The 20,795-nt window shown below is 58.7% G+C and carries 20 protein-coding genes and 1 pseudogene; 15 read left to right on the top strand and 6 right to left on the bottom strand.

Going from position 1 to position 20,795, the window contains the following annotated elements; translation table 11 throughout:
- Window positions 1-6: 6 nt before the first annotated feature.
- Window positions 7-939, bottom strand: a complete 933-nt coding sequence (locus MCRY_RS18295) for an ABC transporter substrate-binding protein (RefSeq protein ID WP_085632568.1) — start codon at window positions 937-939, stop codon at window positions 7-9.
- Window positions 940-1,135: 196 nt separating this feature from the next.
- Between MCRY_RS18295 and MCRY_RS18300 the strand changes: the two genes are divergently transcribed.
- Window positions 1,136-1,906, top strand: coding sequence for an inositol monophosphatase family protein (locus MCRY_RS18300; RefSeq protein ID WP_244897930.1), 771 nt, complete (start codon window positions 1,136-1,138; stop codon window positions 1,904-1,906).
- The gene (locus MCRY_RS18305) at window positions 1,903-2,691 is read left to right on the top strand and encodes a DeoR/GlpR family DNA-binding transcription regulator (protein ID WP_085632570.1); all 789 of its coding nucleotides are present in this window, start codon (window positions 1,903-1,905) and stop codon (window positions 2,689-2,691) included. The genes MCRY_RS18300 and MCRY_RS18305 overlap by 4 nt, the downstream gene beginning before the upstream one ends.
- On the opposite strand, the gene MCRY_RS18310 is transcribed toward MCRY_RS18305, so the two are convergent.
- On the bottom strand, window positions 2,669-2,857 hold the full coding sequence (locus MCRY_RS18310) for a helix-turn-helix domain-containing protein (RefSeq protein ID WP_217808240.1): 189 nt from the start codon (window positions 2,855-2,857) through the stop codon (window positions 2,669-2,671). The genes MCRY_RS18305 and MCRY_RS18310 overlap by 23 nt on opposite strands.
- Window positions 2,858-2,973: 116 nt before the next feature.
- Between MCRY_RS18310 and MCRY_RS18315 the strand changes: the two genes are divergently transcribed.
- From MCRY_RS18315 to MCRY_RS18330, 4 genes are all read left to right on the top strand, one after another.
- Entirely contained in the window at window positions 2,974-3,246 is a 273-nt protein-coding gene (locus MCRY_RS18315; protein ID WP_085632646.1) for a hypothetical protein, read from the top strand.
- 5 nt (window positions 3,247-3,251) lie between these two features.
- Window positions 3,252-3,470 (top strand): hypothetical protein, encoded by a 219-nt coding sequence (locus MCRY_RS18320; protein ID WP_085632572.1) that lies wholly within the window; start codon window positions 3,252-3,254, stop codon window positions 3,468-3,470.
- 96 nt (window positions 3,471-3,566) lie between these two features.
- A complete protein-coding gene (locus tag MCRY_RS18325; protein WP_085632574.1) occupies window positions 3,567-3,791 on the top strand; it encodes a hypothetical protein in 225 nt (74 codons plus the stop codon).
- Between the two features lie 3 nt (window positions 3,792-3,794).
- Entirely contained in the window at window positions 3,795-4,364 is a 570-nt protein-coding gene (locus MCRY_RS18330; RefSeq protein WP_085632576.1) for an IS110 family RNA-guided transposase, read from the top strand.
- Here MCRY_RS18330 and MCRY_RS18335 read toward each other — a convergent pair.
- The 3 genes and pseudogenes from MCRY_RS18335 to MCRY_RS18345 form a co-directional block, all read right to left on the bottom strand.
- Window positions 4,325-4,711 (bottom strand): annotated as a pseudogene (locus MCRY_RS18335) (integrase core domain-containing protein); the annotation flags it as partial. The gene MCRY_RS18330 and the pseudogene MCRY_RS18335 overlap by 40 nt on opposite strands.
- A gap of 55 nt (window positions 4,712-4,766) precedes the next feature.
- A complete protein-coding gene (locus tag MCRY_RS18340) occupies window positions 4,767-5,477 on the bottom strand; it encodes an IS6 family transposase (RefSeq protein WP_085632580.1) in 711 nt (236 codons plus the stop codon).
- A 99-nt stretch (window positions 5,478-5,576) separates the two neighbouring features.
- Window positions 5,577-7,232 carry a choline dehydrogenase gene (locus MCRY_RS18345; protein ID WP_085632581.1) on the bottom strand — a complete coding sequence of 552 codons (1,656 nt, stop codon included), beginning with the start codon at window positions 7,230-7,232 and terminating at the stop codon, window positions 5,577-5,579.
- 238 nt (window positions 7,233-7,470) lie between these two features.
- Between MCRY_RS18345 and MCRY_RS18350 the strand changes: the two genes are divergently transcribed.
- Both MCRY_RS18350 and MCRY_RS18355 read left to right on the top strand, forming a co-directional pair.
- Window positions 7,471-8,610, top strand: a complete 1,140-nt coding sequence (locus MCRY_RS18350; protein WP_244897931.1) for a mandelate racemase/muconate lactonizing enzyme family protein — start codon at window positions 7,471-7,473, stop codon at window positions 8,608-8,610.
- Window positions 8,607-9,494, top strand: coding sequence for a DMT family transporter (locus MCRY_RS18355; protein ID WP_085632585.1), 888 nt, complete (start codon window positions 8,607-8,609; stop codon window positions 9,492-9,494). The genes MCRY_RS18350 and MCRY_RS18355 overlap by 4 nt, the downstream gene beginning before the upstream one ends.
- A 27-nt stretch (window positions 9,495-9,521) precedes the next feature.
- Here MCRY_RS18355 and betI read toward each other — a convergent pair whose 3' ends face one another.
- Window positions 9,522-10,205, bottom strand: coding sequence for a transcriptional regulator BetI (gene betI / locus MCRY_RS18360; protein WP_085632587.1), 684 nt, complete (start codon window positions 10,203-10,205; stop codon window positions 9,522-9,524).
- Between the two features lie 161 nt (window positions 10,206-10,366).
- Between betI and MCRY_RS18365 the strand changes: the two genes are divergently transcribed.
- From MCRY_RS18365 to MCRY_RS18395, 7 genes are all read left to right on the top strand, one after another.
- Window positions 10,367-11,317, top strand: coding sequence for an ABC transporter substrate-binding protein (locus MCRY_RS18365; RefSeq protein WP_085632589.1), 951 nt, complete (start codon window positions 10,367-10,369; stop codon window positions 11,315-11,317).
- A 162-nt stretch (window positions 11,318-11,479) separates the two neighbouring features.
- On the top strand, window positions 11,480-12,562 hold the full coding sequence (locus MCRY_RS18370; RefSeq protein WP_085632591.1) for a quaternary amine ABC transporter ATP-binding protein: 1,083 nt from the start codon (window positions 11,480-11,482) through the stop codon (window positions 12,560-12,562).
- Between the two features lie 4 nt (window positions 12,563-12,566).
- On the top strand, window positions 12,567-14,642 hold the full coding sequence (locus tag MCRY_RS18375; RefSeq protein ID WP_085632592.1) for an ABC transporter permease: 2,076 nt from the start codon (window positions 12,567-12,569) through the stop codon (window positions 14,640-14,642).
- Window positions 14,639-16,969, top strand: a complete 2,331-nt coding sequence (locus MCRY_RS18380; RefSeq protein ID WP_085632594.1) for a molybdopterin guanine dinucleotide-containing S/N-oxide reductase — start codon at window positions 14,639-14,641, stop codon at window positions 16,967-16,969. Before MCRY_RS18375 ends, MCRY_RS18380 begins: the two co-directional genes overlap by 4 nt.
- Window positions 16,966-18,147: an aminomethyl transferase family protein gene (locus MCRY_RS18385; RefSeq protein WP_085632596.1), complete on the top strand. Its 1,182-nt coding sequence runs from the start codon at window positions 16,966-16,968 to the stop codon at window positions 18,145-18,147. The genes MCRY_RS18380 and MCRY_RS18385 overlap by 4 nt, the downstream gene beginning before the upstream one ends.
- A gap of 21 nt (window positions 18,148-18,168) precedes the next feature.
- The gene (locus MCRY_RS18390) at window positions 18,169-19,344 is read left to right on the top strand and encodes an iron-containing alcohol dehydrogenase (protein ID WP_085632598.1); all 1,176 of its coding nucleotides are present in this window, start codon (window positions 18,169-18,171) and stop codon (window positions 19,342-19,344) included.
- Window positions 19,345-19,361: 17 nt separating this feature from the next.
- Window positions 19,362-20,789 (top strand): aldehyde dehydrogenase family protein, encoded by a 1,428-nt coding sequence (locus MCRY_RS18395; RefSeq protein ID WP_085632600.1) that lies wholly within the window; start codon window positions 19,362-19,364, stop codon window positions 20,787-20,789.
- The last annotated feature ends 6 nt before the right edge of the window (window positions 20,790-20,795 follow it).

Raw genomic sequence — 20,795 nt, forward strand, 5'->3', positions numbered from 1 at the left:
TCGGGCTTACTGCCCGATCCAGCCTCTCCAGGTGGATTCGTTCTCTGCCATCCAGGCCGCGACGACCTCTTCGACCGACTTCCCGTTCAGGTCGACATCGGCCACCATCGCGCCCATGTCCTCGTTCGAGATCTTGAAGTTTTCGATCACTGATGCGGCATTCGGCCATTGTTCGGGCAATCCGGCCCAGGCCGCTTTCCAGATCGGACCGGTCGGCTTGCCGCAATCATAAGCAGCATTCGGATTCACACCAACCGACGGATCGTTGTAGCACTCGGCCGAATACGGGGGGAACTCTACAAAGCTGCCCTCGTATTTCGCCGGAGCCCAGTGCGGCGCGTAGACCCAGAGCACGATCGGATCTTGCCGCTGGTATGCCGCTTCAAGCTCGGCAAAAAGCGCAGCGTCGGTGCCAGCATGCACCACTTCGAAATCCATGCCAAGTGCCTCGACCCGCTCTTCGTCGAATCCACCCCAAGTGACCGGGCCGCCGAGGTAACGTCCGAACGGCGCGGTTTCGGCAGTCGCGAATTCCTGAGCGCAGGCATTAAGAGCCTCCCAATCGGGAAGGCTGGGGCAGCGGTCTTCCATGTAAGCGGGATACCACCACTCTTCGATCGCTATCATCCCGGTTTCACCCATATTAACGACGTTGCCTGTGGCAACCGCTTCATCCAGCGCCTCGCGCCCGGTGGTTTCCCAGATCTCCATCGCCAAATGTAGGTCGCCGGTTTTCAAGCCCGCGAATTGCGCGATGTAGTCGGCCTGAACGTATTCAACGTTGTTGCCAGCTTCCTCTAGAACTTCGCCCATCAGCGTCGTGGTGATCAGCTGGCCGGACCAGTCATGCAGCGTCAGTTTGATCGGATCGCTGGAATCCTGCGCCAGGGCCGGTGTCGCGGCAACGCACAAGGCGGTCAGAGCGGAAATGTGTTTCATAAATTTACTCCTTGTGGGCGCCGACGCTCTGGTTCCGGGATTTATTGTGTCGCACCGGCCTGATGCGAACATTCAACAAGAACGATTTTCAAAATCAACAAAAATCAACAAAACAAAAAATAATTTGTCGTTTTTGATTATGAAGCGCCCTATACCTGTCCACATTCCATCTGTGCCCGTGAATGAGGATGTGACCGTGACAGACCTGCAAACCCGATTGGAAGCTGCCTGCAGAATCGCCACCGAGGCGTCTCCGGTGGCATTGCAGCGGTTCCGCGGAGCACTCGATGTGGAGTCGAAAGCGGATGAAAGCCCCGTCACGATCGCGGACAAAGAGACAGAGCGTGCCATACGCACCGCACTCGAGGCGGCATTTCCCGGCGAAACCATCTTTGGTGAAGAGTTTGGCCAGACCGGTACACAGAATGAGATTTGGATTGTCGATCCCATCGACGGCACGCGGTCGTTCATCACAGGACTACCGCTTTTCGGGATGTTATTGGGGTATGTCGCCGAGGGTGCGGTCAAGCTGGGTGTGATCAACATGCCTGCCCTTGGCGAGCTATACGCCGGAGCGCATGGCATCGGGGCGACAATGAACGGCGCGCCGATCAGCGTATCGAACTCCCAATCGCTGTCCTCCGCACGGCTCTTACTGAACGAGGCAGACAAGATGGCGGTCGATGCACCCACACAGTTCTCGCGCATGATCACCGCGGGCGCACTGCGCCGCCTAGGTGCGGATTGCTATCCGCATGCGCTGGTGGCCAGCGGGCATGCCGACGCGGTGGTCGATTATGGCCTGCAGCCCTATGATTACCTGCCGGTAGCCGCTGTCGTTGAAGCGGCAGGGGGCGTTATGACCGACTGGGAGGGCAACGCTTTGACGCTGACGTCAGACGGACGGACTCTTACGGCAGCCACACCCGAACTGCATTCCGACCTTCTGGAGCTTGTGCGCCTATGACCTCGCCCACCTCAAAATACAGCGACGAAATCCTTCGCCGAGTAGACATGATGGGCACCGTGACCGTACAGGAGCTGTCGCAGATCATGGGGGTGTCGGACCAAACCATCCGTCGGGTCACGCGTCCGCTCGCTGAAAGCGGCGCGCTCAGCAAAGTGCATGGCGCACTGGTGTCAAACAAGTCGGCCCTTGATCCCCCTTTCTTGTCCCGTATGAACCTCAACCGCGAGGCGAAGGTGGCCATCGCTCAAGTGGTGGCGGAGATTGTCAAGGACGGGGACAGCCTTGCCATCGACACCGGATCGACTTCAGCCTTCATCGCGCAGATGCTACGCGAGCGACGCGAACTCACTGTGGTCACCAATTCCGCCTTTGTAGCAAGCACGCTGGCAATGATACCAGGCAACAATGTGTCGATGGCCGGCACTCAGTTGCGCGATCATGATGGCGCGTCATTCGACCGGTCCGCATTTCAGGTGGTCGAACGCGCCCGCGTCGATTACTGTATTTTGTCAGCGTCAATGGCTCATCCTGACAAGGGCTTCCTTGTGCATGAGCAATGCGAGGTCGAGATGGCCGTCGCAATGATGGAAAGCGCCGCGCGATCAATAATGGCGGTCGATGCCTCGAAGTTTCAACCGCAGGAACGAAAACCCGCCCTGCGGCAGCCAAATCTACGCGATGGTGACATACTGGTCACCGACGTTGCTCCTCCTGATGCGTTCAGGGCCTCATTTGCGCATCTTGACGTCCATATCAGCTCTATTGATGCAAAAATTGGCTGATGCCCGTGGTTTCGCCGACCCCTCCAGGCATTCGAAATCCAATCAGGTCATACTGTCCCCGGTTGACTTTGGGGATCACCCCTTCCCGGCTCAGCTGTTGCACCCGGCGTTCTGACAGGTCGAGCAGCTTGGCGATCACGCCGATGGGTTGGCTTGTAGAAGACATAAAGAGCTTCCAGCCCCGTGATTAAAGCCATGATATTGCTGCGATTATACTGGATAAACACCCGGCCCAGAGCGAAGCTGATCACACCAAACGACACAACGCACGGAGCCGCCCCGATGACCATCCGCCTTAACCCGCAAACAACACCCCGCCACCAGCTCCGCGCCGAGAAGGCGCAACGTAACCGCGAAGCTGCGCTCAACGCCTTCCTCGGCAAGAAAGCCGAGATCGACGACATGCTGGCGCGGCTCAGTAGCCTCAGTGACAACCACTTCAACACCGACCCTGACGCAATCACTTGGGGCGACGTCGGCACCCTCGAGCATTACGCCCACCTCCTGAAGCGCATCACGGACAGCGCTTTCAGCGAAGGCGAGCACGCGGAGTGAGCACCATGGACACCAGCACCATTCGATTGCCGATCCGCAAGCTGCCCGAGCAGTTTGACCGCAGCCGCATGACCACGGTTCTCGACGAGATCGAAATGGCCCTCATGGATGACGGCGGTGTTTACGGACGCGCCCATACCGACAGCATGACGATCACCATTGACGTACCGACCGATCAGTTGATCGATGCCGCCGCCTGCCTGAAGGACCTCGGCCTGATCTGACGTCGGGCTGACGCCCAAACTTCGGCCGCGCGCCCTGCGCGGCTTGGGGTCGTAGGAAGGGCCGCATTCTGCGTTGCCCGCAAACCGGAGATCACCATGACCCAGCTTTCCGACACCCAAGCCCTGATCCTGAGCGCCGCATCCCAACGGGGCGGTCACATCGCCTTGCCCCTGCCAGCGCATCTGCGCGGCGGTGCCGCCGCCAAGGTGGTTCAGACGCTGATAACAAAGGGCCTCGTCGACCAGGTCGATGCCGATATGATGGGATGGACGCCTCCCTTGGCGCAACGCCAGACTGCAGGTCTGGAAACAAGGGAGTAAAGTATGACTGTCACGGTAATCGGTGTGGACATAGCCAAGCGTGTCTTTCAGGTACATGGCATCAATGCGGATGGTAAGACTGTGCTGAAGAAGAGACTGACACGAGATCTTTTTCTCGCCGAGATGGCTCGGCATCCGTCCTGTCTCGTTGGACTGGAGGCGGGCTCTGGCGCGCATCACTGGGGCCGTTGCCTGGCCGAACTGGGCCATGATGTCCGGCTCATGCCACCGCAATATGTTAAGCCGTATGTAAAGGGCAACAAACACGATGCCTCGGATGCCGAGGCATGCTGTGAAGCCGTGCAGCGCCCCGGGATGCGTTTCATCCCGGTCAAGACCGAGGCGCAGCAGGCGACATTGATGTTGCATCGGGTGCGGGACCATTTCATCCGTCGACGCACCGGGGCAATCAACGCGCTCAGAGGTCACTTGGCCGAGTTCGGTTTCGTTTCTGCCAGCCAACGCGCCGGATTGAATCGTTTGCTTGCTGCTGTGCTGAACCAGACCGGGTTTACCGGAGACGTTGGAGTTCGTCACTCAGCGGCTATTTTAGCCGTGAGCTCTGCGTTGTAAAAGTTCCTTTCTGCGGTTGCGGGTGAGATATATCCGAGCGGTCCAAAGAGGCGTTTCGTGTTGTACCAATAGACCCACTGCAGGGTGGCCATTTCGACGTCCTTCTTCCCAGACCAAGGCCCCTCATGCTCGATGACTTCGGTCTTGTAGAGGCCGTTGATCGTCTCTGCGAGAGCATTGTCGTAAGAGTCTCCAACGCTGCCAACCGAGGCACCGATTTTGGCGTCTTCAAGACGTTCAGTATACTTGATGGACAGGTATTGAACGCCGCGATCACTGTGGTGGGTGAGCCTGTCACGATCCGGATTTCGGGCAGCAAGCGCCTGGTCAAGAGCGTCTAATACCAACTTGGGCATTGCCAACTTATTTGGCGGTCCGCGAGTTCGGCCGGAAGAGCGAATATCAGGCGGTCATCTCAAGGGCGTAGTGGCGCCACAGGTCATGGGCATCGGACCTGGCATGGCGATAGGAGTTGGCGGAAAGTTGATAGCGGCGGGGGCGGAAGAGAGTGTTGATCTGGTCGTGGGCGTCGAGGAACCTCTGCGCTTGCCTGGGCGACTTGAACCTGCCCATCAGTTTCTCACGCTTGCGGGTCGGGCGGTGCGATCCTTCGATGCGGTTGTTCAAGCCTTTGTGCGCTCGGTGATCTGCCCCCGGCGCCAGCTCGCGGATCGGCTTGACATAACTGCGAAGCTTGTCGCTTACGATGACCCTCGGCGCGCCGAACCGGCCGATTAACCGTTTGAGAAAACGCCTTGCAGCCTTGGCGTTCCGTCGTGGCTGGACCAGAATATCGAGCACGTCTCCGTTCCCGTCGACGGCTCGCCACAGCCAGTGTTTCTTGCCGCGGATCGCTATGACGACCTCATCGAGATGCCACTTGTCGCTGGCGCCTGGTCTGTCGCGCTTGATGCAGGTGGCGAAGTGGCAGCCAAATCGGTTGACCCATTTTCGGACCGTTTCTCGGCTGACGATCACACCGCGCTCCGCCAACAGGTCCTCGACATCCGCTGTGCTGAGCGCGAACCGATGGTACGCCCAGACCGCGTAGGCAACGATTTCACGGGCAAAGCGGTAGCCTTTCAGGCGCGGCATCTCGGACGGTATCTTCATCCCACACGCCTATCCAACAGAACCATCCCGAACAAGTTGGCGATGCCCTAGTATGATATAGCCGATCATATTGCTCCTCCGGTGTTCGTGGAGAGCCAGTCAGCGCCGGCATGTTTCATACTCCGGATGCCGCCAGACTTCTACTTCGAGACGAGGCAAGGACGCGCGTCCCAGAATGTCATCACTCAGTTTTTCGGCAAGCATGATCGTGGGCGCGTTGGTGTTTCCGTTTGTGACAAACGGCATGATTGACGCATCGACCACGCGCAGCCCGGAGAGCCCGTGCACCCGCCCGCTGGGGTCAACCACCGCCCCTGTGTCGGTTGCAGCCCCCATCCGGGCGGTGCAGGACAGGTGCCATTGCGTGGTTGCGTGCGCATTCAGGGCCTGATCAAGATCTTCATCCGATTGGGCATCATAGCCAGGGAAAATCTCGTCCCCTTTGAGATCAGAAAAAGCCGGTTGATCGACAATATTGCGCACCAGCCGGATCCCTTTGCGCATGATGTCCCTGTCGCGGTCGTCCTGTAGATAGTTCACCATGATGCGCGGCGGATCACTCGGCTTGTTCGAGCGCAGTTCGATTTTGCCCCGGCTGTGCGCGCGCATCAGGCCAACATGAATTTGAAAGGCGTGCTCCTGAAGCGGCTCCCATGTTGCATCATCCACCGCGATGGGCGAGATGATCAATTGCAGGTCCGGATATTCGACACCCGGGCCTGATCGGATGCATCCCAATCCTTCGAACAGGTTCGAAGCCACGATGCCGCTGCGTGTCGTCAACCACTGAACACCCGCCGCAAGCTTGGCCAGCGGTTTTGTCTTGGGCCAAAAGGAAACAGGTTGCTTGCACTTGTACTTCAGCACGAAATCGGGATGGTCATTCAGGTTTTGCCCCACGCCCGGAAGGTCATGCAGCACGTCAATGCCCATCTCCTGAAGATGGTTTGCAGGACCAATGCCAGACAGCATCAGGATATGGGGGGACCCAACTGCGCCTGCGCTGAGGATGATTTCTTTGCGCACATGCACGGTCTGCGCAATCCCGGTGTCGTCGGTATATGCAACCCCCACGGCCTTGGTCCCGTCAAAGATCAGGTTTTGTACGTGCGCCTGCGTCTTGATTGTCAGGTTCGATCGCTTTCGTACGGGGTCAAGATAGGCGCGCGCTGTGCTCCACCGCTCACCTTTGAAAACGGTGCGATCCGAGACCCCAAACCCTTCCTGGCCAAACCCGCTGATATCGTCGGTGGCAGGATACCCGGCCTGTTCCCCGGCTTTGAGAAACGCCAGTGTTAGCGGGTCTTTGGGATCAGCGCGGTGCACGTAAAGCGGGCCTGTGCCCCCACGATATGCGTCTGCGCCGCCGCCATAGGTTTCCATACGCTTAAAGTAGGGCAGTACATCGGCATAGCCCCAGCCCTTGCAGCCAGCCTGACGCCAGCCTTCGTAATCCAAGGCATGTCCGCGGATGAAAACCATTCCGTTGATCGACGAAGATCCGCCTATGACCTTGCCTCGGTCATGCTGAATACGGCGTCCGTTCAACTCGGGCTCGGGTTCGCCCTGAAAGGCCCAATTGTGTTTGGTGCTGGTCAGGTTTGACAGCACAGCGGCAGGCATCTTCAGAGAAAGCGCCGTGTTTTCAGGACCGGCCTCCAGCAGCAAAACTCGATTGCTTGCATCACTGGTCAGGCGATTGGCAAGAACACAACCCGCTGATCCCGCTCCTACAATGATGTAATCAAATTCCATGTCGGTTTTCCCCTGGCATAATGGCGGACCCGGCAACGTATCCGGGGCTCAAGACGTGCTGATGTGAGCATCCTTTATCGGTCTTGCATACAAAAAAAACTTACCTTTTGACAATAAACTTACTAGTAGTTAGCTAAAGAAAATCACTTCCTGCTGGAGATTTCATATGCAGCAATTCACTGATACCTGCTTTTCTGCGCCGTTTTCACCTACCCCAACGCTCCCTGGATCGATTGACTTGAGTTTGGCGCAGATCGACACCTGGATGACGTCCCCAGCCAAAGGCGGCGATGGCTGGGGAGAGGTAAAGACATGCCTTTTCGTTTGCGTGACAACCAGCGAAGGACTGGTCGAATGGGGGGAGGCCTTTGTCCTGCCGTGCCGCGAAAAAGCCGTGGCCGAGATCATCCATGCGCTTGGGCGTTCAGCGGGAGAGATGCAAGCCGTCTCGCCCCAGGCCTTTCGCAACCACGCCGTGCGGGTCGCGGCGAAACACAGAAGCCTCGATTTTGCGGCGGCCAGCAGTGCGCTGGAAATGGCCTTGTGGGATATCTGCGGCAAGCGGGCTGGAAAGCCGCTTTGCACGCTTTGGGGCGGAGATCACAGCCGGGCCATTCCGGTTTACGGCAATATCTGGAGCGACACACAATGGGATGCCGGTTCACTGGAAAGGCGCGCAACCGAGCTTGTCGCTCAAGGATACGGGGCCGTGAAAATCCACCCGATGCTGAACCACTCGGCACAAGAGGCAGCGCATTGTGTGACCCGGGTACGAGCCGCGATTGGCGATGACATTCACCTGATGGTCGATCTGGATTCCCAGGATGATATCGCCACGCCATTGCAGGTCGAAAGGTTGATCGGCTCCGCCCGGCCGTACTGGTTTGAGGAACCGGTCGATGGAGAGGAGATTCAATCGCTTGCCAGAGTGCGTCGGATCACTGGCTTGCCGATTGTCACCGGTGAGAAACAGAGCGGCCTGACAAATTTCCGTAATGTCTTGGCGGCAGATGCTGCCGATATCCTGAACCCTGACATCGCGGGGGTGGGGGGGCTTCTGGACATGATCCAGCTATCAGAACTGGCCGACCGGCAAGATGTGAAGATCTCGCCGCATTGCTGGAATTCCATGACAGTGGCCGCTGCTGCGATGTTGCATGTCTGCGCCGCAATTCCCAATGCCGAAATGGCCGAAATCTATCCAGAATACATCGCGCACGGAGAGCTGTTTGCCACCACTGGATTCCAGCTGAATGGGGCACACGCGTATCTGTCGGGCAAACCCGGGCTGGGAGTGGAAATCGATACGTCAGCTCTGGAAAGCCTCTCTCATCACCATCATTCAACCTGTCTAACCATTGTAAAGGCTGCCACTTGAACGCGTCCGTTGAATTCAGGGCCAAACTTGCCTGTCTTTACGCAGGCGCGGTGTGGGGGCTGTTCTGGATCCCTCTCAGGGCGCTCGAAGAAGCTGGGCTGCACGGGCTTTGGATCACCTTCGTCTATTTTCTTGTCCCGACGATATGCCTGTTGCCCGTTACCCTGTGGCGATGGCAGCATGTCCGCAAGGGCGGCATAAAATTGCAGATAACAGCGATGCTGTCGGGTGGGGCATTGCTGCTCTATTCGACCTCGATCGTCTACACGGACGTCGTGCGCGCCATGCTGCTGTTCTATCTTACACCGGTCTGGGCGACATTGCTGGCGCGGATCTATCTGGGCGATGCCGTTGCTCTAACACGCATCATCGCAATGGTGCTGGCAATCGCGGGGATGCTGACAATCTTTGGGCTGGGCGCGCGGTTTCCCGTGCCGCAGAATGCCGGTGACTGGTTGGGGCTGGGGGCTGGCATGCTGTGGGCACTTGCAATGGTCCGCATCCGTATGGACCAGGGCCATTCTGCAGTTGAGTTGACGGTCGGATTTTTCCATTGGTCGCTGTTCTTTTCCGCCGCGGCGGCACTGTTACTTGCGCCACATGCCATGCCGAGTGTCGCCCAGACTCTGCCAACGATGCCCTTGCTGATCGCATTCATGGCGTTTCTGGTTCTGCCCGGAACCTACGCGTCGCTCTGGGGTCCGAAATTCCTCAGCCCCGGCATCACCGGCCTTCTGTTCATGACAGAAATCGTGGTCGGGGCGGTTTCGGTGGCCCTGCTGGCCGGAGAACCATTCGGCATCCGTGAACTGACCGGTGTCATCCTGATCTCGGGCGCAAGCATGCTCGAACCGCTTCTGGCCCTGCGCCATGCCCGTGCATAAGCGGGCTGATAAGCCGGAGGCCGCTTTCTATGCCTGCAGGGACCGGTCCTTGAACGCCTTCGAGCCGAGGGCAATGTCGGCCACGGTTTCGATCTTCTTGCGGGCTTCTTTGTGTTTCGCTGCGCTGCTTTCGTCATAGGGCAGCATTTTCGAGACCGCGTATTCCATCTCGGAAATTGCGGCGCTGCTCGACACCGGTTCCGGTAGCAGGCCCGCGCGCACCCAGATCCCGTCGATCAGCACACCCAGATGCCGCGCGGCATGCTGGGCTTCAGTTTCGGGCAGGAAGTGCTTCAGCTCATGCACAAGGTTGCTGCGGATCCGTTCGTTATTGGCAATCTGGACGCGCTGGCACCCAATATTGTGCGGCACTTCCGAGATCAGCGAAACCCAGGAGTGGCACACGCTTGGATTGAAGATCGTTTGCGAAAAGTTGGCAACGATGATTGCCCAAAGCCGTTCGTATGGCGTTTCGGCATATCGGTACAGCTCGACGACGGATTCACTCAATAATGTGTTCGACCTGCGGAATACAGCTTCAAGCAGCGCGCTTTTGTCTTTGAAATGATGCAGGACGACGCCTTTCGAAACCCCTGCGATCTCGCCCACCTTGTCCAGTGTCGCCTTGCGCAACCCATATCGAATCACGGCCTCAAACGCCGCCCGGGAAAGCTCCGCGCGTCTGATGCTTCGAATGGAATTGGATCGCATCTGATGAAAACCCCACTACTACGACGTTGCGCCTCTGGTCAGATATTGACCGCAAACGCCAAAGCTTTCAACTGTTGACATAAAAACCTTCTAATGGTAAGTTTTTATGACAATAAGACCAAAACAGAACCGTGCGTCAAATCTCAAAACCGGGAGGAACCATGGAAAAGATATTGAGCGCCGCGCAAGGTGCTGCCCTTGCTTTGCTTGTGTCGGGGGGGGCCGCCATCGCGGCTGACGTTCCGGAAAGCGATGACCCCATCAAGGTCATTCTGAATGACTGGACCGGACAGCACTTCTCAACCTATGTTGCAGGCGAGTTGCTGCAGAAGATGGGCTACACTATCGAATATGTCAGCGCAGGCGCCTTGCCCCAGCACATAGGTCTGTCGCAGGGGAATCTTCATTTTCAGACCGAAGTCTGGAGCAACAATGTCGGCGATATCTATCCCAAGGCCGTTGAAAGCGGTGAGATCGTCGTTCTGGGCGATCTCGGCCTCGAACCGAAGGAAGGCTGGATCTACCCGCCCTACATGGAGGAAAGATGCCCCGGCCTGCCGGACTACAAGGCTCTCTATGACTGCGCGCAGGCCTTTGCCAATGCCGAGACATTCCCGAACGGGCGACTGATCACATATCCGGCGGACTGGGGAACGCGGTCGCGCGATGTTGTCGACGCCATCGGCCTGCCGTTTGCCGCAGTCGCAGGCGGCAGTGAAGGGGCAATGGTCGCCGAGCTTACATCCGCGATTCAGGCCGAGGACCCGATCCTGATGATGATGTGGCAGCCGCACTGGATCTTTGCGGCGCATGAGTTCAACTGGGTGGAATGGAACCCGGTTGATGGCGAATGCGCCGAGGAAACGCAGGAAAAGGACACCGCCTGCGGGTTTGCGCAGGCAACGGTGAACAAAGTGGCCTGGAGCGGTTTTGAGGACAAATGGCCGGCCGCGTTCAGGATGCTGTCCCTGATGACCCTGACAAATGCCGACGAGAACGCCGCCATTCTGGCGGTCGACAATGAAGGCCGCGACGTGCGCGAAGTCGCGACCGAATGGCTCGCGAACAATGAGGCCACGTGGCAAGGCTGGGTCGACGCGGCGATGAACTGATCCTGCCGATTTCCTGGATCGGGGCGGTTCCCTTGACGGTCCGCCCCGAACGCCGATCTGGCTTCCATCGCCAGACATGAACGATCCGGCAACGATTCCATCGGGCGTGGCCTGATCCAATTGGCGGCCACCTTCGCCCAGCCCTTCGATCCGGAGCATCGAATGAAAACCCCGATCAACAACCATAGCGAAGTCAAGCTGTCGTGCCGGAACGTCTGGAAGGTCTATGGCGCTAAACCAGAGCAATTCTTCGGCGGGTCTGAAGGGAAGGCCCCCGATGCCGGTAAGCACGCCGATGATATCCACGCCGCGAACCACATTGTGGCCAATGCGGATGTTAGTTTCGATGTCCATGTCGGCGAGATCTTTGTCATCATGGGGCTGTCGGGGTCGGGCAAGTCCACGATTGTCCGCTGCCTGTCGCGGCTGGTGGAACCGACGGCAGGGGAAATCCTGCTTGATGGCGAAGACCTTCTGAAGAAATCGGATGCCGAACTGATCGACATCCGCCGCCACAAGATGGGCATGGTGTTTCAGAGCTTCGGCCTGATGCCGCATCTCAATGTCATCGACAACATCGCCTTTCCCCTGAAGCTGCAGGGCGTCGACGAAGCGAAATGTTATGAACAGGCCGCCCGCGTCATCGAACTGGTTGGGCTGGAAGGGCGCGAAAGCAACTTTCCCAAGGAACTCAGTGGCGGCCAGCAGCAGCGCGTCGGGATTGCCCGCTCACTGGCCGTTGAACCGGATGTCTGGTTTCTAGATGAGCCGTTTTCAGCGCTTGACCCGCTCATCCGCAAGCAAATGCAGGATGAATTTTTGCGCATTCAGTCGAAGCTGCACAAATCCATCGTCTTCATCACCCATGACTTTCAGGAAGCCCTCCGCATTGCCGACCGTATGGCGATCATGCGCGACGGAGCCGTGGTGCAGATCGGCCGCCCGATAGACCTGATCCTGAACCCGGCCGACGACTATGTCCGCGAGTTTACGCAGGACGTCCCCTGGGAACGCATCCTGCGCGCCGAGGATATTCTGGACGCTGAAACGGCTCTAACGGAAGGGCAAGAGCGTGTCGCGCAAGGGACCCTGGTTGAACCGATTCTGCCACGGCTCGCGCAGAGCAATGCCGGTGTGATCGTCGAGGCGGCGGATGGTTCCGTGCTTGGCGTTGCCACCGCACGTGGCCTTGTCCGTGCGCTTGCCGGGGGCTGTGCGGCCCCATCGGTCGCGCAGGAGGTTTAGGGCCATGCCATTCAAACTCCACCGTGGTGATCTGCATTGGCTGTGCGTGATTGGCGTGATGCTTGTTTGTCTGGCCCTGAAGAACGAATGGGACTGGCTGGCAACCTATCCCGAGAACTGGATACTGCCCCTTTCGGACTGGCTGAATGCGATCATGAACTGGATCGTGAAGTATTTCGGCTGGTTCTTTCTTGGTATCTCGTGGCTACTGGAATGGCCGATCAAGGCTGTCAGGTTCGCGCTCAACTCGCTGCCATGGTCTGTGACCACATTTCTGTTCTGTGTTGTCGCCTGGGCGGCTTCAGGATGGAAACTTGCGGGTTTCACCCTGTTTTCGATGCTCTACATGCTGGTCATCGGGTATTGGTCAGAAAGCATGAACACGCTGTCGCTGGTCGCCATTTCGGTGCCGCTGGCGATTCTGGTCGGGTTCGCCTTCGGGGTCTGGGGTTTCTTTTCCGACCGGGCCGAACGCGCGATCATGCCGATGCTCGATGTGCTGCAGACGGTGCCGTCCTTTGCCTATCTGCTGCCGATCCTGATGCTGTTCGGCTTCGGCACGGTGGTGGGGTTGATCGCCTCGGTCCTTTATTCCTTTCCGCCGATGGTCCGGAACACGATCGTGGGGCTGCGCGGAGTATCGCCCGAGGTGATCGAAAGCGGTCTGATGTCGGGCGCAACGCCCGGGCAATTGTTCTGGCAGGTGCGCGTGCCGTCATCGCTCAGGCAGCTTTTGTTGGGGGTCAATCAGGCGACGATGGCCTCGCTCAGTATGGTGATCATCGCGTCGATCATCGGCGGGACGGCCGATATCGGCTGGGAGGTTCTGTCAACGATCCGCCGGGCCGAATTCGGTGAAAGTTTGCTGGCGGGGATGGTGATCGCGCTGATGGCCATGGTCATCGACCGGATTACCGCCGGGCTTGCCGCCCGGTCTGGCGACTATGATCCGGAGGACAAGACCTTTGCACAGAAGCACCGTTCGTGGATCATTGCGGTGCTTGGGGCCGTCCTGCTTTTCGTTCTGTCCCAGATCATCGGGGCATTGAACGAATGGCCCCGCGCGTGGGAATACAGCCCCGCCCGGCCGATGAATGACAGCCTGACCTATCTGGTCGTCAATTTCCGTGATCAGATCGAGACGATCAAGAAACTTGCCTTCTTCTTTGTGATGTTGCCTGCCAAGATCGGCCTTCAGGGTGCGGTCAGCCCGTTCACCTGGGGGTTTGAGCTGATGCTGGCCCACAAGATTGCCTATGCCGCTGGCATGGCCGCACTCGCTGGCTGGGCTGCATATCGCGGCAGCGTCAGATCCGGCATCACCATTCTTATCTTTGCGATCCTGATCTATTTCGGCCTGACAGAGGTGCCATGGCCCGCGGTCATGCTGATCTGCGCGGTGGCTGGATGGAAGATTGGCGGACGCGTTCTCGGCATCGGAACGGCACTTGGGCTTGGGTTCATCGTCGTCACCGGCATCTGGCCCGAGGCGATGCTCTCTGTCTACCTCTGTGGCATCGCGGTGCTGATTTCCTTTTTCGCGGGCACGGCAATCGGTATCTGGGCGGCGCATAACGATGCCGTGTCGGCCATCGTGCGGCCGTTCAATGACACCTTGCAGACCATGCCGCTTTTCGTGCTGCTGATCCCCTTCGTGATGGTGTTCAAGATCGGCGAGTTCACGGCCCTGCTGGCGATCATCGCCTACGCGATCGTGCCGGCCATCCGCTATGCCGAACACGGGCTGCGCAGTCTGCCGGCCAATGTGATCGAGGCGGCGACGATGATCGGTGCCACGAACCGGCAGATGCTGTGGCAGGTCAAAATCCCGCTGGCCTTGCCGGTGATGATGCTGGGGCTGAACCAGACCATCATGTACGGCATCGCGATGCTGGTGATCGCCGCCCTTGTCGGGACCAACGGGTTGGAACAGATCGTCTATATCGGCCTTTCCGACGGCGATTTCGGCGTCGGCATTACTGCTGGGATCGGCATGGCCATCATCGCTATTATCACCGACCGGATGACCCATGCCTGGAGCCGCAGGCGCCAGGAAGAGCTGGGGCTGAATCTCGGATGAGCAGGCATGACGATCTTCCCCTGACCAGTTCACACTGGGGCACTTATCGCGCGCGGGTGGGTAATGGTCGGGTGCAAGAGCTGTTGGCCTTTGAACATGATCGCGATCCTTCGCCCATTGGTCCCGGCATACTGGATGTACAGCACGGCCCCACGCGGGTGGATGCGCCGATGGTGCGGGAAAGCTGGCTGACGGGTGGGCCGGGAACCCGGACAGACCTGCGCGGTACTGATCCTTTTGTTGAAGTGAGCTGGGACAAGGCCAACAGGCTGGTCGCACAGGAACTGAACCGAGTGCGCAAGACGTTTGGCAATCAGGCTATCTTTGGCGGCTCTTATGGCTGGGCCAGTGCCGGGCGGTTCCATCATGCACAAAGCCAGCTCAAGCGGTTTCTCAATTGCATCGGTGGTTTCACCCGTTCCAAGTTCACCTATAGCTTCGCCGCCGCCGAGGCGATGGTGCCGCATATCCTTGGCAGTTTCCGCGATTATCTGGACACCTGCACCAGTTGGGATGTGATCCGCGATCACACGCAACTGTTTGTCTGTTTCGGTGGGGTACCGCTGAAGAACGGTCAGATCAGTCAGGGCGGCACCGGCTGTCATATCCAGCGCGACGGTCAGCTTGCTGCCGGAAAGGTCGGCATTGATTTCGTCAACATCAGCCCGCTGAAATCCGACGTGCTGGATGATGTGGGCGGCGATTGGCTGGCCTTGCGTCCTAATACGGATGTGGCATTGATGCTGGGGCTGGCTCATACGATCGAGATCGACGGTTTGACTGACCGATCCTTCCTTCAACGCTACGCAGAAGGGTTTGACGCCTTCCTGCCTTATCTGATGGGCGACGCCGACGGCATACCCAAGACGGCGGATTGGGCCGCTGAAATCTGCGAGCTTCCTGCGGACACGATCCGCGCGCTGGCCCGGCGTATGGCGGCGGAACGCACGATGATTTCGGTCAGTTGGTCGCTCACCCGGCAGGACCATGGAGAACAGCCCTTCTGGATGGCGATCACGCTGGCGGCAATGTTGGGTCAGATCGGGCTGCCGGGCGGCGGTTTCGGCTTTGGCTACAGCGCGATGAACTTCATCGGGGGCAATCATACGATTATCCCCGGGGCGTCCTTTCCTCAAGGTCAAAACCCGGTTGAAGACTTTATCCCGGTGGCCCGGATCACTGACCTGCTGATGTGCCCCGGACAGTCTTTTGATTTCGACGGCAGGCGCTACGAATACCCTGACACGCGGTTGGTGTGGTGGGCGGGGGGCAATCCGTTTCATCACCATCAGGACCTGAACCTGCTGATGCAAGCCTGGCAAAAGCCAGACACGATCATTGTCAACGAATGGTGCTGGAACCCGCTGGCCAAACATGCCGATATCGTGCTGCCCTGCACCACGCCGCTTGAGCGCGACGATATGGCCATGACCCCGCGTGATCCTTACGTGGTGTCCATGTCCAGACTGACCGAGCCCTATGGGAAGGCCCGCGACGACTATGACATATTCGCTGATATTGCCCGCACGATGGGTTTCGCAGATGCCTTTACCCAAGGGCGCAGCACGGCCGACTGGCAACGCTGGATCTATGATCAGACACGGCAGAACTGTGCCGATCAGGACATTGAAATCCCTCCTTATGATCAATTCATCGAACAACGCTGGTTCAAGCTGGATGATCCGGCCAGGCCTATGATCATGCTGGAGGATTTCCGGGCTGATCCTGTTGCCAATCCGCTGAGCACCCCCAGCGGCAGGATCGAGATTTTCTGTCAGACCGTGGCAGATTTCGGCTATGAGGATTGCCCCGGGCATCCGGTTTGGCGCGAGCCCTACGATTGGTTGGGCAATGTCGGCGCGTACCCGCTGCATCTGATCTCAAATCAGCCACGCGACAAGCTGCATTCGCAGTTTGATCATGGTGGGGTCAGTCGGGCCAAGAAAGTCGCCGGGCGCGAACCGTTACACATCCATCCCGATGATGCCGCGATGCGAGGCTTGAAGGATGGCGATATCGTGCGGTTGTTCAATGACAGGGGGGCCTGTCTGGGTGGGGTCGTGATTGATGCGGCCATGCGCCCCAGCGTGGTGCAGATGAGCACGGGCGCCTGGTATGACCCGGACGATGCGGGCCTGTGCAAACACGGCAACCCCAACGTGCTGACCCGTGACAAGGGCACCTCGAAACTGGGTCAGGGGCCAAGCGCGCATTTCTGCCTGATCGAGGTCGAGCGCTACACCGATACCCCGCCGGTTGTTACCGCCCATGAGCCACCTTTTATCATCCGCCCCGACATATCTAACGATTCAGAGGATCAGACATGAGCAACCTTCAAGAAGCCTCCGACCTTGAAAACAACGTGTCCATCAGCGCCCGGCGCTTTGAGGAATCGCCGTTTATTGAACGCACGGATAGCCCCGGGATGATCCGCGGTGTCTACGCGGGCCGCTATTTTCCGATCTTCATGGGCGAGGATTACTTGGATAAATACTGGTGCCTGCGTCAGAAGGCGCTGATTTTCGACGTGCCGGAAAAGCCCGTTGAAATCTCGGGGCCGGATGCGGTGCCGTTCCTGGAAAAAGTGTTCGCCCGCAAGATTGGCACCATGACCGCAGGGCGGGGCTATTACGCCATCGCCTGCACGCCGCAGGGCGGCGTTTTTATGGACGGCGTGATGTTCCGCTTTGGCGAAGACCGGTTCTGGTATGTTCAGGCCGATGGCCCGCTCGAGGCCTGGCTGATGGCGCATTCCGGTGGTTTAGATGTCACCATTTCCGACCCGCACAGCCGGGTCCTGCAAATCCAGGGGCCTGCATCCATCGACATCATGAAAGCCGCGTCCGCAGGGGCGATCGACGAGAGTATGAAGTACTTCCGGTCAGGCTTTTTCGATCTGGGCGGTCAGACCCTATATGTCTCGCGCACGGGCTTTACCAATGAGCTTGGGTTCGAAGTCTACACCGATGGCGCCAACACCGATCACCTTGCCCTCTGGGATCACCTGATGGCCTGTGGCGAGCCGCATGGCATGGAATTCTCGTCCACCCGCGCGCTGACCATTCGCCGGATCGAGGGTGGAATCCTTGGCAATCTCACCGACATGACGCCGGACATGACGCCCTTCGAGGCGGGGCTGGCCCCTTTCATCAACATGGACAAAGGCGATTTCGTCGGGCGCGACGCGTTGGTGGGAAAAGACACGCGATGCTGTTTATTTGGCCTGACCTGCGCCTCCGAGACTCCGTCGGCGGGCAGCGTCGTGATGGACGGTGATACCGTGGTTGGCCGAATTACGGCTGGTGTTCAGTCGCCGACACTTGGGCTTGGCGTTGGTTATGTGCATTTCAAGGCACCCGGCGACTGGGTCGGTCGCACCCTCACGATGCGCCTGCCTGACGGCAGCGTGCATGAGGGCAGGATCGTCCAGCCCCCCTTCTTTGACCAGGAGAAACGCATCGTGCGCGGCGTAGACCGCACCATCCCTGAACGCCCTGCAATCTGATCATGAAAAGCAAAAAACATCATGACTGACACAGACATTCTGCAACCACAGGATTGGACGTTCCCCGTGCCTATCGCCTATGGGCCGGGGCGGTTGTCGGAAATCGGGCAACGATGCGCCGCATTGGGGCTGTCCAACCCGTTGATCGTGACCGACAAGGACAGCCGCGATTTGCCCTTCATTTCGCAGTTGCAGACCTATCTGGGCGAAGCCGGGTTGTCTTCGGCGGTCTTCTCGGATATCTCGCCCAACCCGCGGGATGATGAAATCGGCGCCGGCCGGCAAACCTTTCGTACGGGCGGTCACGATGCGATTATCGCTATTGGCGGCGGCAGCGCCATGGATGGCGGCAAAGCCATCTGTCTGACCGCCGGAAACGACATGGATCTCTGGGATTTTGAATGGGAGAAACCGCCGGCGAACATCGGCCCGGACCAGGCTTTTCCAAGGCTGATCACCATTCCGACCACGGCGGGCACCGGGGCCGAAACCGAAAGTACGGCCATGATCACCCATACCGGCAAGGGCATGAAATTCTGCATCTGCCATCCCGAATTGCGCCCGGCTCTGGCCCTGCTGGATCCGGAACTCACAGTCGGCCTGCCCGCCAACCTGACCGCCTGGACCGGGGCCGATGCGATGGTGCACGCGATCGAGGCCTACCTCGTGCCGGGCTTTCACCCGCTTTGCGATGGTCTGGCGCTGGAAGGTCTGGCGCTGGTGGCTAAGTGGCTGCCGGTGGCGGTGCGCGAGCCTGAAAACATGGCGGCCCGCGGCGGCATGCTGGCCGGGTCCTGTCTGGCAGGGATCGCCTTCCTCAAAGGCCTTGGGCATGTGCATGCGATCTCGCACATGGTGGGCGCGGAATTCAACACGCAGCACGGGTTGACCAATGCGATTATCCTGCCGGTTGTCCTGCGTTTCAACCTGCCGGGCATGGAGGGCAAGGTGAAACGCATGGCCCATGCGATGAACCTCGAGGATGCGTCGGTTGACACCTTCATTGCCGAGATCGAGCGGATGCTGGACGACCTCAACATTCCCCACGCCCTCAGCGAGATCGGCGTGCCTGCTGATTGCGCGGACCGCATCGCCGAAAAGGCCTTGCAGGACAGCGCGGCAGGCACCAACCCCCGCACCGCCAGCCTCACCGAGATGCGCACACTTGTCGAAACAGCCATCGCCAAGGCGCGATGAACAAGGATATGGTGTTAATGGATAATCTTCTGAAATTCTATATTGGCGGGCAATGGGTTGCACCGGTCTCGGACGCAACAATGCCCGTCATGAACCCGGCCACCGAAGAACAGATCGGCACCGTGGCCATGGGCAATGCCAAGGATGTAGACAGGGCCGTTGCCGCGGCGAAATCCACATTTGACAGCTTCTCTCAGACCAGCAAAGACGAACGCTTGGCGCTATTGTGGCGACTGAAGGCGGTCACTGAAGACCGTTTCGAGGATCTCGCCCAGGCCATGCGCATGGAAATGGGCGCGCCAATCTCTATGGCCCGCGATGCGCAGGCCGATGCCGCGATTGGCCACCTCCAAGGCTTTATTGATGCGCTGGAGACGCTTGAGGAGCGCACGACACTTGCCAATGGCGATGTTCTCCTTCGTGAACCAATCGGTGTGTGTGGCCTGATCACGCCGTGGAACTGGCCGATGAACCAGATCGCGCTCAAGGTCATTCCGGCGCTTGCAACGGGGTGCACCTGCGTTCTGAAACCCTCGGAACACACGCCGGTCTCGGCCATGGTTTATGCCGAGATTATTCACGAGGCGGGCTATCCTGCGGGCATTTTCAACTTGGTGCATGGCGACGGAGTCAACGTTGGCTCTGCCTTGTCCCGTCACGCGGATGTGCAGATGATGTCCTTCACCGGCTCAACCCGTGCGGGTACAGCTGTGATGCGTGATGCCGCTGAGACGGTCAAGCGGGTGACTCTTGAACTGGGTGGTAAATCCCCCAACCTTGTCTTTGCGGATTGCGATCTGGAAGAACGCGTGAGCGCATCCGTGCTGGAATGCATGTTCAACACCGGCCAATCCTGCGATGCCCCGACACGGCTTTTGGTGGAGAGGTCCTGTTATGACGAGGCTCTGAAAATCGCTAAACACGTGGCGGACAACATTACGGTCGGCGACCCCACCGAAGAAGGCGATCACATCGGCCCGCTGTTTGATCGCATTCAGTATGACCGCGTTCAGACCATGATCCAGGTCGGGATCGATGAAGGCGCCACCCTTCTGTCGGGAGGCTTGGGCAAACCGGACGGGTTTGAAACCGGCTGGTTCACCCGACCGACCATCTTCGTCGATGTCCGTAACGAGATGAGGATCGCTCAGGAAGAAATCTTTGGCCCGGTATTGGTGATCATCCCGTTCGAAGATGAGGACGATGCCATCTCTATTGCCAATGACACGCCATACGGGCTTGCCGCCTATGTTCAGACGGGCAGTCCGGCCCGCGCGGAGCGCGTCTCTTCCCGCCTCCGCGCCGGTGCTATTCACATCAACGGCGGGGGATTCAACTATGGCTCGCCCTTTGGTGGCTACAAACAGTCCGGCAATGGTCGCGAAGGCGGTTTGATGGGATTGGAAGACTATCTTGAAACAAAAACCCTACATGGGATCGCCTGACCGGAA

The organism is Marivita cryptomonadis (genome assembly GCF_002115725.1).
Classification (GTDB): Bacteria; Pseudomonadota; Alphaproteobacteria; order Rhodobacterales; family Rhodobacteraceae; genus Marivita; species Marivita cryptomonadis.